Source organism: Parasphingorhabdus sp. (assembly GCF_039968395.1).
Classification (GTDB): Bacteria; Pseudomonadota; Alphaproteobacteria; order Sphingomonadales; family Sphingomonadaceae; genus Parasphingorhabdus.
Genome location: NZ_JBDVPV010000005.1, coordinates 734,819 through 756,805 on the forward strand (window position 1 = coordinate 734,819; position 21,987 = coordinate 756,805).

At 52.4% G+C, this 21,987-nt stretch carries 26 protein-coding genes; 13 read left to right on the top strand and 13 right to left on the bottom strand.

The features are described from left to right. Nucleotides 1–22: 22 nt before the first annotated feature. The 6 genes from ABJI30_RS14260 to ABJI30_RS14285 all read right to left on the bottom strand — a co-directional run bounded on the left by ABJI30_RS14260 (nt 23) and on the right by ABJI30_RS14285 (nt 4,461). A complete protein-coding gene (locus tag ABJI30_RS14260) occupies nt 23–322 on the bottom strand; it encodes a hypothetical protein (protein ID WP_348017354.1) in 300 nt (99 codons plus the stop codon). After that, nucleotides 319–1,668: a bifunctional UDP-N-acetylglucosamine diphosphorylase/glucosamine-1-phosphate N-acetyltransferase GlmU gene (gene glmU / locus ABJI30_RS14265; protein WP_348017355.1), complete on the bottom strand. Its 1,350-nt coding sequence runs from the start codon at nt 1,666–1,668 to the stop codon at nt 319–321. Before glmU ends, ABJI30_RS14260 begins: the two co-directional genes overlap by 4 nt. A 73-nt stretch (nt 1,669–1,741) precedes the next feature. After that, nucleotides 1,742–2,773 (bottom strand): nucleotidyltransferase family protein, encoded by a 1,032-nt coding sequence (locus ABJI30_RS14270; RefSeq protein WP_348017832.1) that lies wholly within the window; start codon nt 2,771–2,773, stop codon nt 1,742–1,744. Next, nucleotides 2,773–3,642, bottom strand: coding sequence for an HprK-related kinase A (locus ABJI30_RS14275; protein WP_348017356.1), 870 nt, complete (start codon nt 3,640–3,642; stop codon nt 2,773–2,775). The genes ABJI30_RS14270 and ABJI30_RS14275 overlap by 1 nt, the downstream gene beginning before the upstream one ends. After that, nucleotides 3,639–3,926, bottom strand: a complete 288-nt coding sequence (locus ABJI30_RS14280; RefSeq protein ID WP_348017357.1) for an HPr-rel-A system PqqD family peptide chaperone — start codon at nt 3,924–3,926, stop codon at nt 3,639–3,641. Before ABJI30_RS14280 ends, ABJI30_RS14275 begins: the two co-directional genes overlap by 4 nt. A 106-nt stretch (nt 3,927–4,032) precedes the next feature. Continuing rightward, a complete protein-coding gene (locus ABJI30_RS14285) occupies nt 4,033–4,461 on the bottom strand; it encodes a hypothetical protein (RefSeq protein WP_348017358.1) in 429 nt (142 codons plus the stop codon). Nucleotides 4,462–4,766: 305 nt separating this feature from the next. Between ABJI30_RS14285 and ABJI30_RS14290 the strand changes: the two genes are divergently transcribed. The 7 genes from ABJI30_RS14290 to phoB all read left to right on the top strand — a co-directional run bounded on the left by ABJI30_RS14290 (nt 4,767) and on the right by phoB (nt 12,156). After that, a complete protein-coding gene (locus ABJI30_RS14290) occupies nt 4,767–5,969 on the top strand; it encodes an ATP-binding protein (protein ID WP_348017359.1) in 1,203 nt (400 codons plus the stop codon). 117 nt (nt 5,970–6,086) lie between these two features. Continuing rightward, the gene (locus ABJI30_RS14295; RefSeq protein ID WP_348017360.1) at nt 6,087–7,130 is read left to right on the top strand and encodes a substrate-binding domain-containing protein; all 1,044 of its coding nucleotides are present in this window, start codon (nt 6,087–6,089) and stop codon (nt 7,128–7,130) included. A 74-nt stretch (nt 7,131–7,204) separates the two neighbouring features. After that, complete coding sequence (pstC, locus tag ABJI30_RS14300; RefSeq protein ID WP_348017361.1) at nt 7,205–8,587, top strand: phosphate ABC transporter permease subunit PstC; 1,383 nt, start codon at nt 7,205–7,207, stop codon at nt 8,585–8,587. Next, nucleotides 8,580–9,848 (top strand): phosphate ABC transporter permease PstA, encoded by a 1,269-nt coding sequence (pstA, locus tag ABJI30_RS14305; RefSeq protein ID WP_348017362.1) that lies wholly within the window; start codon nt 8,580–8,582, stop codon nt 9,846–9,848. The genes pstC and pstA overlap by 8 nt, the downstream gene beginning before the upstream one ends. 53 nt (nt 9,849–9,901) lie before the next feature. Then, nucleotides 9,902–10,699: a phosphate ABC transporter ATP-binding protein PstB gene (gene pstB / locus ABJI30_RS14310; protein WP_348017833.1), complete on the top strand. Its 798-nt coding sequence runs from the start codon at nt 9,902–9,904 to the stop codon at nt 10,697–10,699. Nucleotides 10,700–10,729: 30 nt separating this feature from the next. Continuing rightward, a complete protein-coding gene (phoU, locus tag ABJI30_RS14315) occupies nt 10,730–11,461 on the top strand; it encodes a phosphate signaling complex protein PhoU (protein ID WP_348017363.1) in 732 nt (243 codons plus the stop codon). Further along, nucleotides 11,461–12,156, top strand: a complete 696-nt coding sequence (phoB, locus tag ABJI30_RS14320) for a phosphate regulon transcriptional regulator PhoB (protein ID WP_348017364.1) — start codon at nt 11,461–11,463, stop codon at nt 12,154–12,156. The genes phoU and phoB overlap by 1 nt, the downstream gene beginning before the upstream one ends. A gap of 84 nt (nt 12,157–12,240) precedes the next feature. On the opposite strand, the gene ABJI30_RS14325 is transcribed toward phoB, so the two are convergent. The 3 genes from ABJI30_RS14325 to epsC all read right to left on the bottom strand — a co-directional run bounded on the left by ABJI30_RS14325 (nt 12,241) and on the right by epsC (nt 14,818). Then, nucleotides 12,241–13,605 (bottom strand): porin, encoded by a 1,365-nt coding sequence (locus ABJI30_RS14325; protein WP_348017365.1) that lies wholly within the window; start codon nt 13,603–13,605, stop codon nt 12,241–12,243. Between the two features lie 152 nt (nt 13,606–13,757). Beyond that, nucleotides 13,758–14,117, bottom strand: a complete 360-nt coding sequence (locus ABJI30_RS14330) for a DUF2794 domain-containing protein (protein ID WP_348017366.1) — start codon at nt 14,115–14,117, stop codon at nt 13,758–13,760. Further along, nucleotides 14,114–14,818, bottom strand: coding sequence for a serine O-acetyltransferase EpsC (gene epsC, locus ABJI30_RS14335; RefSeq protein WP_348017367.1), 705 nt, complete (start codon nt 14,816–14,818; stop codon nt 14,114–14,116). The genes ABJI30_RS14330 and epsC overlap by 4 nt, the downstream gene beginning before the upstream one ends. 154 nt (nt 14,819–14,972) lie before the next feature. Here epsC and ABJI30_RS14340 point away from each other — a divergent pair, with 154 nt between their 5' ends. Further along, nucleotides 14,973–15,908 carry a hydrogen peroxide-inducible genes activator gene (locus ABJI30_RS14340; RefSeq protein ID WP_348017834.1) on the top strand — a complete coding sequence of 312 codons (936 nt, stop codon included), beginning with the start codon at nt 14,973–14,975 and terminating at the stop codon, nt 15,906–15,908. 2 nt (nt 15,909–15,910) lie between these two features. On the opposite strand, the gene ABJI30_RS14345 is transcribed toward ABJI30_RS14340, so the two are convergent. From ABJI30_RS14345 to pgsA, 3 genes are read right to left on the bottom strand one after another with little or no spacing between them, the layout of a single operon-like run. After that, entirely contained in the window at nt 15,911–16,354 is a 444-nt protein-coding gene (locus ABJI30_RS14345) for a molybdenum cofactor biosynthesis protein MoaE (protein ID WP_348017368.1), read from the bottom strand. Next, on the bottom strand, nt 16,351–16,614 hold the full coding sequence (moaD, locus tag ABJI30_RS14350) for a molybdopterin converting factor subunit 1 (protein ID WP_348017369.1): 264 nt from the start codon (nt 16,612–16,614) through the stop codon (nt 16,351–16,353). Before moaD ends, ABJI30_RS14345 begins: the two co-directional genes overlap by 4 nt. 9 nt (nt 16,615–16,623) lie before the next feature. Further along, nucleotides 16,624–17,175: a CDP-diacylglycerol--glycerol-3-phosphate 3-phosphatidyltransferase gene (gene pgsA / locus ABJI30_RS14355; RefSeq protein ID WP_348017370.1), complete on the bottom strand. Its 552-nt coding sequence runs from the start codon at nt 17,173–17,175 to the stop codon at nt 16,624–16,626. A gap of 193 nt (nt 17,176–17,368) precedes the next feature. On the opposite strand from pgsA, the gene ABJI30_RS14360 reads away from it, so the two are divergent. After that, nucleotides 17,369–18,655, top strand: a complete 1,287-nt coding sequence (locus ABJI30_RS14360) for an MFS transporter (RefSeq protein WP_348017371.1) — start codon at nt 17,369–17,371, stop codon at nt 18,653–18,655. Nucleotides 18,656–18,690: 35 nt separating this feature from the next. On the opposite strand, the gene ABJI30_RS14365 is transcribed toward ABJI30_RS14360, so the two are convergent. Beyond that, nucleotides 18,691–18,897 (bottom strand): hypothetical protein, encoded by a 207-nt coding sequence (locus tag ABJI30_RS14365; protein ID WP_348017835.1) that lies wholly within the window; start codon nt 18,895–18,897, stop codon nt 18,691–18,693. A 465-nt stretch (nt 18,898–19,362) separates the two neighbouring features. On the opposite strand from ABJI30_RS14365, the gene ABJI30_RS14370 reads away from it, so the two are divergent. From ABJI30_RS14370 to hslU, 4 genes are all read left to right on the top strand, one after another. Then, on the top strand, nt 19,363–19,605 hold the full coding sequence (locus tag ABJI30_RS14370) for a hypothetical protein (protein WP_348017372.1): 243 nt from the start codon (nt 19,363–19,365) through the stop codon (nt 19,603–19,605). 102 nt (nt 19,606–19,707) lie between these two features. Next, nucleotides 19,708–20,016 carry a putative quinol monooxygenase gene (locus tag ABJI30_RS14375; RefSeq protein WP_348017373.1) on the top strand — a complete coding sequence of 103 codons (309 nt, stop codon included), beginning with the start codon at nt 19,708–19,710 and terminating at the stop codon, nt 20,014–20,016. A 46-nt stretch (nt 20,017–20,062) separates the two neighbouring features. Continuing rightward, nucleotides 20,063–20,629, top strand: coding sequence for an ATP-dependent protease subunit HslV (gene hslV, locus ABJI30_RS14380; RefSeq protein ID WP_348017374.1), 567 nt, complete (start codon nt 20,063–20,065; stop codon nt 20,627–20,629). Between the two features lie 50 nt (nt 20,630–20,679). Further along, on the top strand, nt 20,680–21,981 hold the full coding sequence (gene hslU, locus ABJI30_RS14385) for an ATP-dependent protease ATPase subunit HslU (RefSeq protein ID WP_348017375.1): 1,302 nt from the start codon (nt 20,680–20,682) through the stop codon (nt 21,979–21,981). Nucleotides 21,982–21,987: the final 6 nt, after the last annotated feature.

Genomic DNA, 21,987 nt, shown 5'->3' on the forward strand with positions numbered 1-21,987 from the left:
GATATCATGTCAAGCGTAGCGCCTATAGCAATTGAATGTATTCGCCTATGCCATCGACAGTTTCGCGTGTCGCATTCAGGTCGACTTCATCGGACTCAAGACCCATTTGCTCAGTAATGATGTTCTGCAAATAGTTTGCGGCATTTTCTCTCGAATCCCCGTTGATCAACATCCCGGCCGCCTTGAGGAGGTAAGTATCATATTCGCCAACCGGAGGATTAACTAACTCATGATCCAAAAAATGCTTCAAATCGAGAGGATCCCAACACGCCCATCCGATTTTGCGAAGCTCGTTAAGGCTAGGCACGTTTTTCCGTTTCACTTCCCGGCCTTCTTCTTCGCACTCACCTTGTTAAACCGGTCTGCCCAGCCCTCTTTCGCTGTCTGCTCGGGTCGCACCAAAGCCAGATCACCGGCGGCCACATCTTTTGTCACCGTCGCTCCAGCGCCCACAATCGCGCCATCGCCAATCGTTACCGGGGCCACCAGCGCGCTGTTGCTGCCGATGAAGGCACCTTTGCCGATCTTCGTCTTGTACTTGAAGTAGCCATCATAATTGCAGGTGATCGTGCCCGCACCGATATTGGCGCCCTCACCCACTTCGGCATCGCCGAGATAAGTCAGATGGCTGGCCTTTGCGCCCCTGCCCAGGGTCGCTTTCTTCATTTCGACAAAATTGCCGATCTTCGCGCCTTCTTCGAGCACGGCGCCAGGGCGCAGACGTGCGAATGGGCCGACGCTGGTGTCGGGCCCGATGCTCGCGCCTTCAATATGGCTATGCCCTTTGATCAACGCCCCGCTGGCGATGGAGACACCCGAGCCAAATATCACGTTCGGTTCTATCACAACATCTGAAGAAACGGCTGTATCACTAGAAAACCATACGGTTTCAGGCGCGATCAGGGTCACGCCGTCAGCCATGGCCTGTGCACGGCGACGTTGCTGCCATTCGCCTTCGACAGCTGCCAATTCGGCGCGGCTGTTTACGCCGGCCACTTCCGCCGGGTCATCGACTTCGATCACGGCGCTCTTCTGCCCGTCCAGCATCACGATATCCGGCAGATAATATTCGCCCGCAGCATTATCGTTGCTGATCTGGTCGAGCAGGATGAACAGGTCTGTGGAGCGCACCGCCATGAGGCCACTATTGCACAGGTTTACTGCGCGTTCTGCGTCACTGGCGTCCTTGAACTCCACCATTTTTTCAATTTCACCCTGATCATCAGCAATGATCCGGCCATAGGCCCCCGCGTCATCGGGACGAAAGCCCAGCACAACCGCACGCGGTTCGGTTCCATTGTTCAGGCGATAGATCATCGCCTGCATGGTTTCGGCGCTGACCATCGGAACATCGCCGTAAAGAATCAGAACATCGCCCGCAAAGCCCTTTAGCGCATCAAGTGCCTGCGCCACCGCATGCCCTGTACCCAGTTGATCTTCCTGCACGGCGATATCGACATTTCGGTCCGCGACACTCGCTTCAATCTGCTCACGCCGCGCGCCCACGACGACCACGGTCCGCTCGACACCAATGGAATCAACCGTATCCAGCAAGTGATGCAGCATCGGTTTTCCGGCTATCGGATGCAGAACCTTGTGCAATTCCGATTTCATCCGTGTGCCTTGTCCTGCGGCGAGAATTATCGCGGCCAAAGGGCGGTCAGTCATAGTTGAATCCCGATTCCAAATTTCCCTTGCCCCATGCCATGGGCAGATAAGTTATTCCAGCACGTTTCCCGGCTCATCGCGGACCCGCGCCGCCTTTGCGCCATTTCGTCCACAGATGGTTTGCAAGCATCAGCGGCGGCATCCGCAGCCAGTGTGAGCGAATGTAGAATGCCTGCCGCGTGATCTTGCGCGTTTCCCGACCATAGCCATCGCGGGCCAACAGGCGGCGGGCATAGAGATTGTCAGAAAGCCGACTCTGCCCTGCATGATTTTTAGAGACCGGCGTATCATATAACAGTTCCGCCAATCGCAACGCACGAGCCAGATGCGGCAGCAGTCCATGGATTTTCGCGCGCATCCCCAGATTGACCCAGAATTCCTGCTCTGCATCTGCAAATTCGCGAACGAGGCGATCAATATCCCACAGGTTCCTGAGACCACCTGCAAGATCACCATCCGCGAAAAGATGCGCGATGCTGTGCAGAAGCATGTCAGCCGGGGACATCACATAAAGGCCGTTATCCAGCTTCACCGCGTCATCCAGCATCGCCTGCGCATCCGGCGTTGGCCGCGCGGTCAGTGGCAAGGTCGTATGATGCACATCAATCATTCGGTCGCGATCGCGGTGGATCAGCGGCGGCAGCTCGTGCATGTGCTCGCGATAATAGTGATCGTCATAAGGGTCTGGCTTTACCCATTCCCATCCCGCATCCAGCAGCGCATTTTCAACTTGCGGCAGTTTGTCGCGTGCCACCATGATATCCAGATCACCAATACTGCGTCCGACTCCCGCTTGCAGATCAGCCGCGACATAGGCAGTGCCCTTCATCAGGACGGTCCTGCAATCCAGCCCCGCCAGCGCCCGCCGCGCACAATCCGCTTCCCACAATGCTTGCTGGCGGGCCAGCTCATGCGCCTCAATTGCGTCTTTCAAAACAGGATTTACCTGCTCGGGGACGTCGACATCCTGCAATCTGTGCGCCAGACTTCCGATCAGAGATTCTGCTCGCGCAATGCTGATCAGATCGGTCCAGCCAGCGCTATCCAGGGCATGCACTGTTTCCGGGTTGCGCAAGGCTTCCACCAGAGGCATCGCATTTCGCATCATGAGGTTTCATCCCATAACTGCGTAATCAATGCCTCGGCCTCTTCACCGGACTGATAGTCCATCGCTTTGGTTGGAACAGTATCAACAAAATTCGTCAGCGCTCGAAAGCCCCGCTCTCCCAGTGCGACATAGTTGGTGGATGCTTGGGTAAGACGGACGAAAATCTCGCTCTTGCCCATATCTCTGATGGCGGAATCATATCCGAAACGCGGAAAAAGCAGCAATTTCGGTTTTGCAGTTTCCATCATGCCCTTGATTGCGTTCTTGGGCGGTACAAGATGACGTATGTCGCCTTTTGGCGTTTCTTTCAGCAGCGGTCCGAACCGTTCCGAAGAAACGATATTTTCCATCGCCGGAATGGCTGCATTCTTGAGGCTAATCAGACGTGGGAACGGATGCACCATGCCGGTTTCCGGGCACAAGAGCGCGAATTCATCTCCCATGAATCGCCATCCTTTTTCCCCCAGCATTGCTGAAAGTGTCGATTTTCCAGAGCCTGACAATCCGGTCATCAGCAATACACGACCATCTTTCTCAACGCTGCTCGCGTGCAACAGCAAATGATGACGCCAGCCCAGTGCCATTTGCAGGTTCATTCCCATTTCTGCAGCCAGCAGGCCCTGGTTCAGCGGCAGCGGAGCCGCATCCGGCAGCCAGTAGTCGCCAGAAATATGCACGGAAGGACGGATAAATTGTCGCCACGGTCTGGATGGTTCCAGCCTGACCGTAAAATCAGCGTAATGATCCGAATGTTCCGGATAATCCCGATAGAGATGCTGCAGCTCGCCGAGCAACTCTTTCCAGGCCGAAACAATTCGATAGCGCGCCGGTCCGACGGAAATATGGATTTGGTGCAGTTTACTCACGTCACTGACACGCGATCCGCAAGCCCCAGCTGGCACAATTCTTCCAATCGGGCAGCAACGATATTTTCGGCATCATCACCATCTTCAATATCATATTGATCAGTCAGTCTTCCCACGACCTGGGATATTTCGAGGGCGTCGTCCGCCATGACGTCAACAATTGCCGGAACAGGATCCGCGACAATATGCGTCATGCCCGATGATTTCTGAAAGATGGCGGTCATGCTGTCGAGCGGCCGTACGATCAACGCATCCGGGGTCGTTATCCTGTAAATTGCGCGCATTTTGGTGATATTCCGCCCCGATCAAGTCGCGTCATTTCTGACCGGCTAGACCGTTAGCACGAGAATCTTAACTTTCGCTAGAGAAACGGGTATTTTTCGAGCAGGCCTAGCGCGGCATTTGCAAGGAAGCGTAGCAGGTAAACCCGCTCTGCCCCGACTGTAACCGGCGAACATAGTTCACATAGGCTTTTGATTGCTCAGATGACGTGCCTGGAAGACGGCGACCGTTCATAGCGCGTTTGACTTCTTCTCCGGTGAAACTGTCATAAGCCGGCGGAAACGCGCCCGGTGTGTCTGGAGAAACGACTTTGCCATCTGGAGCAATATAGCCGCCTGCGGCATGATTTCCCGGAATTGGTATCTCACAGTTCAAAACAGATCCGGCGGTCTGCGCCAGTGCGGGTTTGATGCTGACAATGGCAGATGCAGTCACCGCCCCCATCATCAATGCGCGGCGACGGGTCACAATAGCAGCATCGCTCGCCGTGTTTTCAACGGCGGTCTCACGTGCAGAATCTGTCTTTTTGTCGGCCATCTTGCTTCAAAGTCCTCTTTAACCAGCGATATAAATGCAAAATTCTGAAATTGCGAGAAAACACTGCAATCCAAAAACCGGCGTCCACAATCGGGACAAATGCCCGAAAACCGTTAACATCTGGCCCGGGATATCGCGTGCCTTGAAAAGGTGATTGCCGAAGCCATCCTTTCGGGCGTAAAAGCAACGCAGAAATATCCTATTTTCCCGAATTTCAGGCGGACAAAATTTCTCCTTTTCGATTTTTTCTCGCGTTATCGCTGATTATGGCCGGGGCGGTGCTGGCAAGCCGGACATCAGGGACTTTGGCCGAAATCCTGGTGATGACCGTCATGGGCGGCGTGGCGCTCGCCATTATCGCATTGCAACCAACCAAAGAACCTGTTCCGGATCCATCTCAAATTGAACGGCAAAAACGCCAGATTCTCTATCAAGGCCGTGCGGAAGCCTATCAGGACATAATCAATCCGATTACCGACCCGATATTGCTTGTTCGGAACGCCAAGGTGGCTGCCGCCAATCCCGCCGCCGAGGCCGTACTGGGCAATCACATCATTGGAGAGGACGTCAGAGTTGCGATCCGTCATCCTGCCGCCGCCGACCGGCTGGCCAATCCCAATGCCCAGCATAGCGGCGAACCGATTTTGCTCGTCGGTGTCGGGAGTGCCGATCAACGATGGGAATTGCGGATTCATGGCCTTGACGATGGCCTGAAGCTGGTTCAGCTTTCCGATCAGAGCAGTCGCTACGCTGCGGATCGCATGCGGACGGATTTCGTGGCAAATGCAAGCCATGAACTGCGCACTCCGCTGGCGGCGATAAAGGGGTTTCTGGAAACGCTGGAAGATCCGGCAGCCGGTAAAGATGACGACACTCGCAGCCGATTTCTCAAGATCATGTATGATGAAGCCGATCGCATGCAGAGGCTTGTCGAAGATTTAATGTCACTGTCCCGCATCGAAGCGGAAAAATATCAATTGCCCGAGGAACCTGTAGATCTGGAAAAATTGATCACGGATGTGAAGGATTTTTACCTTGATAGCCGGGGTCGAACGGAAAAGGATTTTCAGGTCTTGTTGCCTGCGAATATGCCGATGATCAAAGGCGACAGTTCGCAATTGTCCCAGCTGCTCCATAATCTGGTCAGCAATGCTTATAAATATGGTGGCAAGGGAGAAGCTGTCACAGTGCGTGTAGAGTTGAGTCGATCGGGATCGATGTTGCGGCTCAACGTCATCGACAAGGGTGACGGGATTCCCGCTGATCACATTCCCCGATTGACCGAGCGATTTTACCGGGTGGACAAGGGCAGAAGCAAAGCCATCGGCGGAACAGGTCTTGGACTGGCGATTGTCAAACATATCACCGAAAGACACGGGGGCAGGATGGAGATCACAAGCGAACAGGGCATCGGCACCCGAGTTTGTATCTTCCTGCCGGTGATCAAGTCTGAAACTCTTGCGCAACCGGGAAAATCCAGTTCGGATTCAGGCGTAACAAATCTGTAACAAATCTGTAATCGTCCAGACATTGCGAAGGCCTATTCAAAGCTCCGAAACGGCGAGCAAGCAGCAATGATTCTTCGTCGGGAGTTTTCTCTTTCCATATTTTACGGGGACTTGATTATGTTTAAGAAAATCGCACTTTTGGCGGTATCAACACTCGCACTTGCAGCCTGTCAGGATCAGGCATCTGGCGGCCAGGGCGGCAGCCGCGGTGAAATCCGCATTGTTGGATCCTCAACCGTCTTTCCTTTTGCCAAGGCCGTTGCGGAACAGTTTAGTTCAGACGGCACGAACAGTTCACCCATATTGGAATCGACCGGCACGGGCGGCGGCATGAAACTTTTTTGTGCCGGCGTTGGCGCCGAAACCCCTGACATATCGAACGCGTCCCGCCGGATGAAGGCGAGCGAATTTGAAATGTGCAAAACCAATGGCGTCACCGAAGTTGTAGAATTGCAGATCGGCATCGACGGAATTGCGATTGCGCAGGCCAACGATGGACCGTCAATCACACTTACGCCCAAACAGGTTTACGAAGCCATCGCGGAAAATCCTTATGGCAAGAAAAACGAAACCAAAAACTGGTCCGACATTGACAGCGCCCTGCCCTCCGTCGCGATCAGCGTCTATGGACCGCCATCCACGTCAGGCACACGAGATGCGTTGACCGAGCTCATCATGGAAGTTGGCTGCAAAACCGATGCTGCTACCAAGGCGCTGAAAGAAACGGACGAGGATGGCTATGACGCAATTTGCCATGATGTTCGTGCCGATGGTGCGTATATCGATGCCGGTGAAAACGACAATCTGATCGTTCAGAAACTGAAAGCCAACCCAAATAGTGTTGGCATTTTCGGATACAGCTTCCTGGAAGAAAATCTCGACAGCGTTCGCGGTATTTCAGTTTCCGGTACCGAGCCAACATATGACGCCATCGCATCTGGTGATTATCCCGGTGCCCGGCCTCTTTATATCTACGCCAAAAAGCAGCATGTTGGCGTAATTCCGGGGCTACAGGAATATCTTGCCGAATTTATCAATGCCGGTGGCAAGGACGGATATCTGATTAAAGCGGGCCTGATCTCGTCGCCGGATGATGTTCGCGCAACGATGACAGAAGCGACTGCGAATCTTCCAGTTCTGACTGGCACAGAATTGAAATAGATATTAGATAGGCCGGAATCATTCTCTAGGATGATTCCGGCCTATCAGATTCTTCAAAGGTATTTTATTCAATCGTGACTGGCACCATTCTCATCCTGCTCATCGCAATCCTGGGAGCCGTCGGGTGGTTTTTTGGCAAAGCCAAAGCTGCCAGTTTTGTAAAAGCCGACAGTTCCAAAAATGCTGTGCACTCCCTCCCCGGCTATCATGGGTGGTATGTAGCACTGTGGGCTGTGCTTCCGGCTACCATCTTCATGATCATTTGGAACGTGGTTACCCCTGGAATGATAACCGATGCCGCGTTGTCCAGCCCTGCAGCGGCGCAACTGCCAACAGACAGTTTTGCCCGAGGTTCCATTCTCTCTGAAGCCAGATCCATAGCACAGGGTAGTCAGACAGCTGCGTTCAACCCTCTGTCAAAGACAATGGTCGAACCATATCGCACCGCAATTTCCTATTATCAGACGCTCGGGATGATCGCCGCTTTGTTGCTCGTGTTCTCATGTGGAGCCTTTGCCTGGTTGCGTTTGAAGCCCGATTTGCGGGCCCGAACGAAAATCGAGCGCGTCACCATGATGGCGCTGTTGCTGGCCTCGTTGATCGCGACGATCACCACGGTCGGTATTTTTGTTTCGCTGATTTTCGAATCGGCCCGCTTCTTTTCCATGGTTTCGCCGATCGACTTTTTATTTGGTACAGAGTGGAACCCGAAAGCAGTCGCGGGACCAAGGGGTGAGACAGGCTTTGGTGCAATTCCCTTGTTCTGGGGCACGGTTTTCATCGGAGCGATCATTGCCATGATCGTGGCTATCCCGCTGGGCCTGATGAGCGCGATCTATCTCACCCAATATGCACCGGCGAAATTCCGGCTCTGGATGAAACCGATTCTGGAAATTCTGGCGGGTGTTCCGACGGTTGTTTACGGCTATTTCGCAGCTCTCACCGTCGCTCCCGCCCTCCGCGATTTTGCCGTGTCAATTGGCATCACCAGTGCGTCTTCAGAATCCGCACTGGCAGCCGGCGTCGTCATGGGCATCATGATAATTCCGTTTGTATCATCGATGGCTGATGACAGCATTGCAGCGGTTCCAAGCGCCATGCGCGACGGGTCACTGGCAATGGGCGCAACCAAAAGTGAAACAATCAAGAAGGTTCTCATCCCCGCGGCACTGCCCGGGGTTGTTGGTGGTGTCCTGCTCGCGGTAAGCCGCGCGATTGGCGAAACCATGATTGTTGTGATGGCCGCTGGCCTGGCTGCAAACATGACCGCCAACCCGTTTTCCAGCGTTACCACCGTCACAACACAAATTGTCCAGTTACTTACCGGTGATCAGGAATTTGACAGTCCCAAAACACTGGCTGCATTTGCTCTGGGTCTGGTGCTGTTCATTGTTACGTTGTTGCTCAACCTGATCGCGCTCAGGGTCGTTAAAAAATATCGGGAAGCTTATGAATAATCTGACTGCCCCGACGGAGAAACGTCAGCCAACTGATTGGCAAGGCGAGGCCATGCAAAAACGCATCAAGAAGCGCTATGCAGCGGAAAGCCGGTTCAAGGCTCTCGGTCTTGGAGCGATAATATTGTCTGCCGGCTTTCTGGCATTTTTGCTGTTCGTCATGGTCGGCAATGGTTTGCGCGGATTTACCCAGACCGAATTGCCTGTGGAAATGGACTTTCCGGCACTGACGGGCGGCGTTTCGGCGAGCCAGTTCGAAGGCCCCAATGCCGTTGCCAATTTACGAACCCTAGCCGTTCGGGATCTGGTTACCGCCAGCATCGAGATACAATACGGCAATGAAGGGACAGAATTATTCTCTGGCGGCGCCTGGCAAACCGTCAACTCCGCTATTCTAAGCAATCCAGAGATTGTTGAGGGAAAAGTCACCTTGTCGCTGCCCGTCGAATCCGAACTGGATGTCGCTTACAAGGGCGACGGCAATCCGCAGGCAGAAGGCATGGTTGCCGAGCTGGGCGATCAGCTGAGCACTGGTTTCAACAGCAATTTTCTTGTGAATTCGGATGCAACGGATCCGATGCAGGTCGGCATCTGGGGTGCCCTGAAGGGCTCCCTGATCACGATGATGATTACCTTGGCGCTGGCCTTCCCGGTTGGCGTTCTGGCGGCGCTGTATCTCGAGGAATACGCACCGAAAAACCGTTATACAGATATGATCGAAGTATCGATCAACAACCTCGCGGCAGTTCCTTCCATCATTTTCGGATTGCTCGGACTTGCGGTATTTCTCAATCTGTTCGGCCTACCCAGATCAGCGGCGCTAGTGGGCGGACTGACACTCGCCCTGATGACGATGCCTGTCATTGTCATCTCAGGTCGTAACGCCGTGAAATCTGTTCCTCCTTCAATCCGCGAAGCCGCTCTCGGCATTGGCGCCAGCCCGGTACAGGTGGTCTTCCATCATGTCCTGCCACTTGCTTTGCCCGGGATATTGACCGGTACAATTATCGGAATGGCGCGTGCGCTCGGCGAAACCGCCCCGCTTTTGATGATCGGTATGCGCGCATTTATCGCCACCCCGCCAAGCGGCATTGCCGATCCGGCAACGGTCCTTCCCGTGCAGATTTTCCTGTGGTCCGATGAAGTAAATCGCGGATTTGTGGAAAAAACATCTGCAGCAATAATTATGCTACTTGTGTTCCTGCTGACAATGAACGCCGTAGCGATATATCTGCGCAACCGATTTGAAACACGGTGGTAGAAGACGATATGAACGATGTGCAAACCAGTGAACCTCCGATTGAAAGCGCGACAATGAACGACAGCAACCTTCCTTCGATCAGTGCCGGTGAAGGGCCGCCCAAAATGACGACACGCAATGTTGATGTGTTTTACGGCGAAAAACAGGCAATCAACGGTGTTTCCATTGATGTGAACATGGATAATGTCACGGCGTTTATCGGGCCTTCCGGATGCGGAAAATCGACTTTCCTGCGTTGCTTGAATCGCATGAATGATACCATTCCGATCGCGAAAGTGACCGGTGACATCACCCTGGAAGGCGAAGATATTTACGCCCCGCAAATGGATGTAGTGCAATTGCGTGCCCGGGTCGGCATGGTCTTCCAGAAACCAAATCCGTTTCCGAAATCCATCTATGACAATATTGCCTATGGCCCGAAAATTCACGGCCTTGCATCGGGCAAGGACGAGCTGGACGGTATAGTTGAAAGTTCATTACAGCGCGCCGGCTTATGGGGCGAGGTCAAAGACCGGCTGCAAGATAGCGGGACGGCCCTGTCAGGCGGCCAGCAACAACGTCTTTGCATCGCCCGTGCAATTGCTGTTGATCCAGAAGTCATCCTTATGGACGAACCCTGCTCGGCACTCGATCCGATCGCAACGGCAAAGATCGAAGAGCTTATTCATGAAATTCGCGGCAAATATGCGATTGTCATTGTGACGCACAACATGCAGCAAGCCGCGCGCGTTTCGCAAAGAACCGCCTTTTTCCATCTGGGAACCCTGGTTGAATATGGCGTAACTTCAGACATTTTCACCAACCCGACACAAGACAAGACAAGAGACTATATTACAGGGCGTTACGGCTAACCGCATCTGTCAGAGAAGGAACTCGAAAAAATGTCCAATACCGGCACGGAACATACCGTCAAAGCGTTTGATACCGACATTAACGAATTGCGGGGCATGGTCGCAGAGATTGGCGGCCGCAGCGAGCAGGCCATCGCAAAGGCAATGCAAGCGTTGCAAAAGCATGATCTCGCTCTTGCCGCAGAAGTTGTCGCGGAAGACAAGATCATCGATGATCTCGAGCAGAAAATTGACGATCTGACATTCCAGACAATTGCACTGCGCGCGCCGATGGCGGATGATTTGCGGGAATTGATCGCCACATTCAAGATTTCAGGTGTGGTTGAACGAATTGGCGATTACGCCAAAAACATTGCCAAGCGCGTGCCGTTGATAACCGGCGGCAAAAAACTGGGTCCAATTTCCCTTTTGCCATCCATGTCAAAAATCGCCTCGGAACTGGTTCGCGATTCGCTGGAGGCATTTGCCCGCCGTGATGCGGAGTTGGCTCTGGAAGTGAGCGAGCGCGATCAGGTCGTAGATGATTTCTACACCAGCATTTTCCGTGCCGTCATCACCCACATGATTGAAAATCCAAAAGATATTGGCGAAGCGGCACATTTGCTGTTCATTGCCAAGAACCTGGAACGGATCGGCGATCATGCCACAAATGTAGCAGAAATGGTTTATTTTGCTGCGGAAGGCGAACCGATGCCGGAGCGTGATCGCGGAGACAATCCCACGGATCTGCTTGAAGAGCCCCAGGACAATCCGACAGACTGATGCAAAACGCAAAACTTCTCCTGGTTGAAGATGATGCGGCTCTTGCAGAGCTATTGTCGTGGAACTTCAAAAAAGAAGAATATGATGTCATCCAGACGGCGGACGGTGAAGAAGCCCTGCTCCTTGTGCAGGAACACCGTCCTGATGTTATTCTATTGGACTGGATGATCGAAAATCTCTCCGGCATAGAAGTTTGCAGAAGACTCCGCAGGTCTCCGGAAACAGCCAATATTCCAATTATCATGCTGACTGCACGCGGCGAAGAAGAAGACAAAATTCGCGGGCTGGAGACCGGAGCAGATGATTATATCACCAAACCGTTTAGTCCCCGCGAGCTTATCGCACGGGTCAAGGCTGTTTTACGGCGCGTGCGCCCTGCCCTTGCAGGAGAAAAACTGAATTTTGGTGATCTGGAAATGGATACGGTTGGCCACAAAGTGAAGCGGGATGGAAATATCATTCCCCTTGGTCCCACCGAGTTTCGTTTGTTGCGGCATTTTCTGGAACATCCCAATTGGGTTTTTTCACGCGAACGTTTGCTGGACAGTGTTTGGGGTCAGGACAGTGATATCGAGTTACGAACGGTTGACGTCCATATCAGACGTTTGCGCAAGGCGCTGAACGCCGAAGGCCGTCTGGATATTATTCGAACCGTCCGTTCCGCCGGATATGCACTGGATACAGACGCTGCCTGATCATTCGAACTGATCTGAAGAAGACAAAAAAAGGGCCGCTAAACACGGCCCTTTATTCGTTTTTTGGTTGAAATAGTGCTGGCGTCAGAAAGACACCTGAGCACGTGCGCCAAACACATCCACGGAATAGTTATTTGGCGCGCCAGGAACGATACCCAGTGCATCACCATATACCAGATGGCCATAGTTCAGCAGAAAACGAACCTGATTGACCGGTGTCCAGATCAACGAAGCCATGTAACCATCTTGAGTCCCGCCGATAATTCCGGCATCGACAAGATCCAGACGATCATAACGGACATTGAACTGGACCGCACCGATCCCGCCGCTGCCGACCGGGTTCTTGACTTTGACGCCCTTGAACACACCGCCTTTATATTCCCTTTTGTCATCCGTCAGAAACAGGCCTGCTTCCACGGAACCACCAAAGAAAGTCGGGTTTGGCATCGCCATGCGATTGACTTTTGCCCAATGTGTTTCCGCACTGGCATGGAAGCGACCGGAAATAACCGCTGCTTCCAGTCCGTAGCTGGTTTCGCTGGTCGCACCGGCGATGTTGCCGGTGTTGATGAAGCGGGTGCTGACGCTGTGGATCAATGGCCGCTGGCGATATCGCACCGTCGTAATATTGTCGCCGAGATCCCGCCAGTGCCCTGATGCACCAAGGTGCAGCTGAGCATTGCCGATCTTTGGCGCGAACACGATCCGGCCATCCAAGCCAATACTGTCATTTGCGGCGCCGAGATCGGAAATATTATCCGTAAACACGCCGCCCTGCAGAAGCACATCACCCGCTTTATATTCAGCCGAAATACCCACCTTGCGCTCAAAACCAAAGGCATCAGTAAAGGCAGATCGTTCAATGAAACTCGTGTCATTGCTGCTGGATAGCTCTTCCAGTGACTGGAAATTATTGTGCTGGCCAACGGTCAGCTTCAGATTGCCCGATTTATATTCAATCAAGGCATCGGTCAGCTCAACGCCATCAGCGAAATCGGCTTCAATCTTGTAACCGAAGCCGCCCGGCACCGTACCCTGCACGCCCAGTCGCACACGGCGGGCCTCATTGGAGAAACCTTCGCCCGGAACGCTGATGCTGTCTGGTGCAGAAAGATTGGCGAAATCAAACAACGCACGGCCACGCGGCTTGAAGCTCCATCCGTCTTCGCTTTTAATCTCCGGAGCGCCTTTCCAGTTGATCACGGTTTTGTCTTTTGCTGCAACTTCCTTTTGGACGCTGGCGACCTGCTCGACTTGCTCGACCTGGGTCTGCTGTACTGTTTCAACAGTGCTCAGCTTCGATCGCAGGCTAGCGACCTCCTGTTCGAGCTGATTGAGCCGATCGAGCAATGCCGCGGCCTCTTCACTGGAAATCGGAGCGGCTGAAAGCTGGCTGGGTGTTATCGCGGAAAAAGCGATGCCAGCGACGAGAAGTGACTTGCATTTCATGAAAGGAATCCCTGTTCAGATTGGTAACTGTCTGGGACGGCTCTATGATGTTTTGATTGCGGTTGTTTGTCAGTTTTGTTTCACTTTTTTTACGTGCGCTCAGCCGGTGTTGCAGGGCGAGAGAATGAGCTCGTCTTAAATCAAGTCAGGATTTAGCCCTCGACAGCCTTCAGCAAGCGTCGCTCCATCGGCGCCAGAACACCCGCCAGATCGTGACCGCGTTTCAATATCTGACCATGTTCTCCGTGCAGCGACCACATGCCCTGCCGGTTCCGATCTGCAGGTCGCTTTTCAATCCGCATCTGCGGCCGCTCTGCAGCCCGTCGGAATGCGGCAAATATCGCCACATCCTTGCCCATGTCGATTGCATAGTCTCGCCAGTGTCCGGCAGCGACCATACGGCCATAAAGGTTCAGGATGCGGTCGATTTCCTTACGTTCGAAACAGACCTGCTGGATGGAGTTTTTTTGTCCCGGAAATTCCGCGACGTTCGATGCATCAGTGCGCTTCAAGCAGAATCTCTCTTGCTGTCCGAAGCCTTCTTCTTACCTTTTTCGCGCTCTTCTGCATAAATGGCAATGCGCTTTTGCAACTGCTCCATCTCGCATTGCAAAATCTCGAGCTTCTGGGTGGCAGGATCAAAAACCTCGCTGCAGGGTGTGCCATATGGCGTAAATTCTTCCTGATATTGCTCGACCTCCACCAATGTTGGCCTGGCCCGCACGCCGACCATTGTGGCTCCCGGTTGAACGTCTTGGGTTACAACAGCATTGGCGCCAATTCTGGCCCGTTTGCCGACCGTGAGAGGCCCCAATATCTGCGCACCGGAGCCAATGATTGCATCATCCTCAATAGTCGGATGCCGTTTTCCGCCGACACCGTTGGCCGGATTGGTACCGCCCAGAGTTACGCATTGATAAATGGTGACATTGTCACCGATTTCCGCAGTTTCGCCGATGACCGAAAAACCGTGATCGATGAAGAGATGACGACCAATTTTCGCCCCCGGATGTATATCGATACCGGTGAAAAAACGTGCAATGTGATTGATCAAGCGTGCAAAGAAATAAAGCTCGCCCTTGAATAGCCAGTGGGCAAGGCGATGCATCCCAACCGCTACAATTCCGGGATAAAGCAGGACTTCCCAACGAGATCTGGGCGCAGGGTCCCGTGCTTTGATTGAGTCCAGATATTCGCCCAGGTCCCGAAACATGATATTCTCCGGATTTGTTTCAATGCGTAAAACTAAGCTTCCCGCTAATGTTTTTCCAGTTCTTTTTTGCAACTGATCTGAAACAATTTCTATTGGCGCTAAAACTGATGAACGTTATAGATCAATCATGCTCTATTAATTCAGGAATTGAATGGTGTCATCTTATCTACCCACGCTGAAACAGTTGCAATATCTAGTGGCTTTGAAGGAACACGGCCATTTCGGGCGCGCTGCAGAAGCGTGCTATGTCACGCAATCCACGCTTTCTGCTGGCATAAAGGAACTCGAAACCCTGCTTGATGTCATGCTGGTCGAACGAACAAGACGCGTGGTTCGGTTTACGGAACTCGGCAATCAGATGGTCGAGAAATCCCACCGGATTTTGCGTGAAGCCGAGGAACTTTCCGAAATGGCCCGATCCGCCGGAAAGCCTCTGGCCGGTGATATCAGGATGAGTGTCATCCCCACAATCGCCCCTTTCCTCTTGCCTAAATTATTGCCGCAACTTCGCAGAGATCGACCGGAACTCAAACTTTATCTGAAAGAGGAAACCAGTCAGGCAGCCTGCGATTCCTTGCATCATGGGCATGTCGATTGCGTCCTCTTGGCGCAGCCCTTTCCCTGCGGTGACGTTGAATCGGAAATTTTGTTCGAGGATGAAATTTTTGTCGCTTTTCCAAAGGATGATCCGCGAGATCCTCCCAAAACAGTGGACCCTGCGTTGATTGACGAAGACCGGTTGCTGCTGCTCGAAGATGGCCATTGCCTAAAGGATCACGCGCTCGCCGCTTGCAATCGACCGGAATTGCGCGCTTCGGCAAGGATGATGGGGACGTCGCTGCACACACTTGTACAGATGGTGGACAATGGCCTTGGACTGACATTGCTTCCAAAAATGGCCGTCGACAGCGGAATATTAAGGCATACCGACATAATCGCGCGGCCGATCAAATCGGATCGTGCCTATCGCAAAATTGCTCTTGTCTGGCGGCGGAACAGTCCGCGCAAGGACGAATTCAAGCTGCTGGCGGAGATAATGCGCGAAGGTCAAAACTGGATGAATACGGAGCAGACCGACCAGGCTGCCTGAAACTATTTGGCCCAATTCCGGGCCGCATCCACATCCGACTGGCGTTCTTCCACCCAGGTTTCCGAACCATCCTGCCAAATTTCCTTTTTCCAGAACGGCGCGACAGTTTTGAGCTGATCCATGATGTAGGAACAGGCCTCAATCGCTGCCTGACGATGATCAGATCCTGTACAGACCAGTACAATCTGTGCGCCAATGTCCAGCCTGCCGACCCGGTGATAAATTAAAATACCGTGCAAAGACCATTTGTCAGCAGCTTGCTCTGCAATCGCGCGCAACGCCTGTTCCGTCATCGCCGGATAATGTTCCAGTTCCAAGGCGGTCAACGGGCCAGTACCGCGAACCTGCCCGACGAAACTGGAGACGGCCCCTCCGCCGATGAGGGCGATTTTCTGTATTTCAGCGCCAGCGTCAAAATCACGTTCAGAGACCGTAACCGAAATCATCCACCGGTTACCGGTGGAAAAATCGCCAGTTCGTCTGCGCCGTCAATGCTTGCGTTCAGGTCAACAAAGTTCTGATCAAGAGCAAATCGCAATTTTCCGGTATCCTTTAAGACCGTTTCAAACGCAGGATCACGTGAAGACATTCTGCCGATCAAATCTCCGACTGTCCGCACGTCATTGTCTAGTTCTACGAATTCTCCATCCCGGCCAAGCCGTTCTTTAACCCAGGCGAAATAGACGATTTTCAGAGTGTGAGCCATAGCGCCGGATCAATCCATATGTTTCAAGCCGACCCGAAGATAGTCCCAGCCCGTGATCAGCGTCAAAATCGCCGCGGCCCACAGCGTCCATATTCCAACCGTCAGGATCAGTTCGAATTGAGGGAGCCCCGCCGCCAGGATGAGGGCACCCAACGATATCAACTGGAAAGCTGTTTTCCATTTTGCGAGTTGGGAAACCGGGACGCTCACCTGCAAACCCGCCAGAAACTCTCTGAGGCCCGAAACCGCTATTTCCCGCAGCAATATGATCAGCGCCGCAATCACATGCGGCCCCTCTATCAGCTCTTTAGAACACAGAATCAGGATGACCGACGCAACCATGATTTTGTCCGCAATCGGGTCAAGAAAGATGCCGAGCTTGGATACCGTGCCCTGGGCGCGGGCCAGATAGCCGTCAAAATAGTCGGTAATGGCCATCAGGGAATAAAGGCCAAAAGCCATCAGATAACCCAATTCCCAGCGCGGCCACCAAAGCAGCGCCACCAGAAACGGTACCGTGAAGATACGTGACAAGGTCAGAATATTGGGAAGGTTCAGCATATTGAAACGGCCATAAACTGATTCGCCCAAAAGTGAAATCCAATCGTTGCGCAATCGTTCGGATAGCTTAACGACCGTCGCCGGCTTGTAGCGGAAAATTTGGAAATTCAATGCCTTGCTCTTCACAAAGACATCGCTACGGTGACAACGCGAGCCCCTGTCTATCATTGTTCAATAACAGGAAGTTTCAAAAGTGACATCTACCCTCAGACTATTGGCAAAGCGCCGTTTTTTGCCATTGTTCATCACGCAACTCCTGGGTGCGTTCAATGACAATCTGTTCAAATTTTCGATGGTTATTCTGGTCACCTATGGAATTTACAAAGATCCGGCACAGGATTTCCAGTTCAACGCCCTGGCTTCGGGTATTTTTATTTTGCCATTCTTCCTGTTCTCATCGCTCGCAGGTCAGTTGGCAGACAATTACGACAAGGCGCGGATCACCCGGCTCGTAAAAACCCTCGAAATCGTGATAGCCGTTATTGGCGGAATCGGATTGTGGATCCAGTCGATCCCGATCATGTTGACGGCATTGTTCCTTCTCGGCCTGCAATCTACCTTCTTCGGCCCGATCAAATATGCCGTTCTTCCGCAACATCTTGAAAAAGATGAGGTGCTGGCGGGAACGGGCCTGGTCGAAGCAGGGACCTATATTGCGATCCTAGCAGGAACCATATTGGGCGGTATCATTATCGATCAAAATGGAAATGGCGTCGAACTGGCAGTGATAGCGGTATTTTTTGTGGCACTGATTGGGCGAGCCGGCGCCCAGTTCATGCCCGCAGCTCCACCACAAAAAGATGTTGAAAAAATCGATTTTAACTTCATTCGATCCTCGATCAGGCTGATCTCCGCGACAATGCATGTCCGGCGACTTTATCTCGCTATTGTTGCGATCAGTTTTTTCTGGACGATCGGATCTGTTCTGATTGTTCAATTCCCTCCGATTGTTGAAAATGTGCTGACTGCAACACCCGCCGTCGCCAGCCTTTTCCTGGGCGTATTCTCTATCGGGATTGCCGTTGGATCGGTTTTGATCAACCGCCTTCTCAAAAGTCAGGTCTCGGCGCGCTATGCACCGGTCAGTGTGATCATGATGGGCGTATTTGTAATCCTCCTGTTTTTCATCACCCAAAGCTGGGAAGGATTGCCAAACGGTCAGCTCTACACATTCAGCACTTTCATGATGCACGATGGAGCATGGGCTTTGCTTGGCACCTTGGCGGGCGTTTCGATTTTCGGCGGGATGTTCGTAGTACCACTTTATGCATTTCTAACGACCACTGTTGATATCAGCGAAACTGCGCGCACGATCGCTGCAAACAATGTCGTCAATTCAGGATGCATGGTACTGGGTGCCCTCGCCGCCTTGGGATTGAGTCTGCTGGGCGTGACGGCGACGGAACAGTTGTTACTGGTGGCTGCAATGTGCGTTGTGGCGGCCTGGCTCGGGCTGCAACTGCACCGTGCTTGCGACTAGAGCCTGCAAAATTTTCAGGAGCGCTAGGCCATAACTCAGAAGATAAACAGGTAGAATGCCGTAAAGAACGCCGCAAAACTGAGAAGAAACAGATGAACATCTTCGTTCAGCCAGTATCTTTTCGGCGAGCCCTGCTCTTGCGGTTGCTCCTCAGTTGCTACCGCAAGGACTTCCCTCGGTAAATTCAGTCGAAACGGGTGCCTTGCCCCTTCGTTGCGCAATGCCAGCGCGCGCGTCCTCAAATTGCTCATGGAAGTTTGTTAACAATTTGTTAGCCATTTAATCCAGCGGAAAAACAGCAACTGGATTCATTGTTCCAATGCGGCACAGTGATAATAAACGCGGCAAATTGCGTTTTGAGTGGGCATGAAAGTCCGGCCCGTCGAAACGCAATCCACATCATCCACTTTTTGGAATTTAAACAACTTTACAGGATTAGATTCTGTTCATCCGGTATCAGGTCGATCACAATAGCTTTCTGTGTCCGCTCGGACACAAGCGCACTATTAGCCAAAATAACTGAATTTTCAGCCATTTTCAGAGCATGAGCTTTTCATTCATATTCCCCAGCGAGCAGCAGATTGTGTGATCTTTGCCACAGCATTTGAAAAACGGGCGTCGAGCATGAATCCGGTTGATTTTAAAGCATTGTTGTGGCAGTTGGCAGATCGTATTAAGTGGAATGCGAAACCTTGAAGGAGCAAATTATGCGTTTCGGTAAATTAGGCATGGCGGCTGTTGCAGCTGCATCACTGGTAAGTGCCCCTGTGCTCGCACAGGCTGTTCAGCCAGTTTCATCGCAAGTTGAGCGCACGAGTGCCTTGGCTGCTGACGAGAGCAATCTCGAAGGTGGATCCGGGATCATTATCGCTGTTCTTGCTGCTGCTGCGGTTATCGCGGGTATCATTATTGCTGCTGATGGTAGCGACGATACACCAACCAGCCCTTGAGCTGATTGATAGCATGAATTTAAAAGTGGCGGCCTTTTGGTCGCCATTTTTTTTGCCTGCGATATATGAATGGTTCGCGCATCAAATCACAAGGAATAGCTGATGATATTTGTACAAGGAACAATACGACTTGGTTCTCCCGACATTCAGGATATCGCTCCAGCAATCAAGATGATGACCACCAAATCCAGCGAAGAATCTGGATGCATCCACTATAGCTTTGCCCAGGATGTCACTGACCCCCGGCTTCTTCACATTTGTGAACGCTGGAAATCCGAAGAAGATCTCAATGCACATTTTCAGACCGAGCACATGGCGAAGTTCAACGCGCTTGTCGCTACCATTGAAATAGCTCAGATAGATGTCCGGATGTATGCAGGAGACGAAGTCAAGGTAATGATGCAAAGCTGACAGCTGGCGGTTGCACTTCTCCAACGCATTTCCCATATGCGGTTTCATGACAGAAAATCAGCAACATGGCCTGCAGCAGTGGCACGGCACCACAATATTATCCGCGCGCAAAAACGGTAAGGTCGTCGTAATTGGCGACGGACAGGTTTCAATGGGTCAAACCGTCATGAAACCCAATGCTCGCAAGGTCCGCCAACTCCATGATGGATCCGTGATCGGTGGCTTCGCAGGTGCAACTGCAGATGCCTTCACGTTGTTTGAGCGTCTCGAAGCGAAGCTCGAACGCCACAACGGGCAACTCATGCGCGCCGCCGTTGAGCTTGCCAAGGATTGGCGAACAGACAAGTATCTTCGCAATCTCGAAGCTATGATGATCGTAGCCGACAAGGATGTGACATTGATTCTCACCGGAAACGGAGATGTCCTCGAACCCACGCATGGTATAGCCGCAATTGGGTCGGGCGGAAACTTCGCGTTGTCAGCCGCGCGTGCGCTGATGGATTACGAAAAAGACGCCGAAAAACTGGCTAGCAAGGCCATGGCGATTGCAGCTGAGATCTGTGTCTACACGAATGATCAGACAACGATCGAAGTCCTTGATAGCAAGACCTGATTCGCGCGTTGTGCCCCTCAACTTCCTCAAAATACCGAAGAAAGCCAAATATGCTGGATGATCTCACACCCAAAGCCATCGTCAAGGCATTGGACGAACATATTGTCGGACAGAAAGACGCAAAGCGTGCGGTTGCCGTTGCGCTGCGCAATCGCTGGCGCCGGCAAAAACTCCCTGCCGAGCTGCGGGAAGAAGTCACACCCAAGAATATCCTGATGATCGGACCCACTGGCTGCGGCAAGACCGAAATTTCGCGCAGACTGGCGAAACTTGCGGATGCTCCGTTTATCAAAATCGAAGCGACCAAGTTTACAGAAGTCGGTTATGTTGGTCGCGACGTGGAACAGATTGCACGCGATCTTGCCGAAGAGGCAGTACGTCTGGAACGCGAGCGCAGGCGCCTCGCCGTCCGTGAAGCCGCATCAGAAGCAGCAATGAAGCGTCTTCTGGACGTATTGTGTGGCGAGAATGCAAGTGAAGCCACGCGGGAAAGCTTTCGCCAACGTGTCGTCGACAATCACATGAATGACACCGAAATTGAAATTGAGGTGGAAGACACGCCCAGCAGTCCCATGGAAATCCCGGGAATGTCAGGTCAGGTCGGTATGATCAATCTGTCTGACATGATGGGAAAGGCGATGGGACAGAATAATCTCAAACGGCGTAAAATGCGTGTTGCAGATGCGTGGGACAAGCTTGTCGAAGAAGAATCGGACAAACGCCTGGATGATGATGACATAGCCCGCGCGGCTGTTACAGACGCGGAATCGAATGGCATCGTTTTCCTCGATGAAATCGACAAAATCGCAGTCAGCGATGTCCGTGGCGGTTCCGTCAGTCGTGAAGGTGTGCAACGCGATTTATTGCCTCTGATCGAAGGTACGACAGTCGCCACGAAATACGGCCCGATGAAAACAGACCATATCCTGTTCGTCGCTTCGGGCGCATTTCACATTGCGAAGCCCAGTGATATGCTCCCCGAATTGCAAGGCCGCTTGCCAATCCGGGTTGAATTGAGAGCTCTTACCGAGAAAGATTTCGTTCGCATTCTGAAGGAAACCAAAGCAAATCTTCCGGAACAATATACGGCTTTGCTGGGAACCGAGGACGTCACCATTGAAATAGATGATGGTGCGATCGAAAAACTCGCCCAGATAGCCGCAAATGTGAATGAAACAGTAGAGAATATCGGGGCAAGGCGACTGCAGACAGTCATGGAGAAACTACTGGAAGATATCAGCTTTGATGCCGAAGACAGAAAAGGTGAAACCATCGTGATCGATGAAGCCTATGTTGATAGTCAGCTCTCAAATGTTGCGAAAGACACGGACTTGTCCAAATATGTTCTTTAGTTCAAA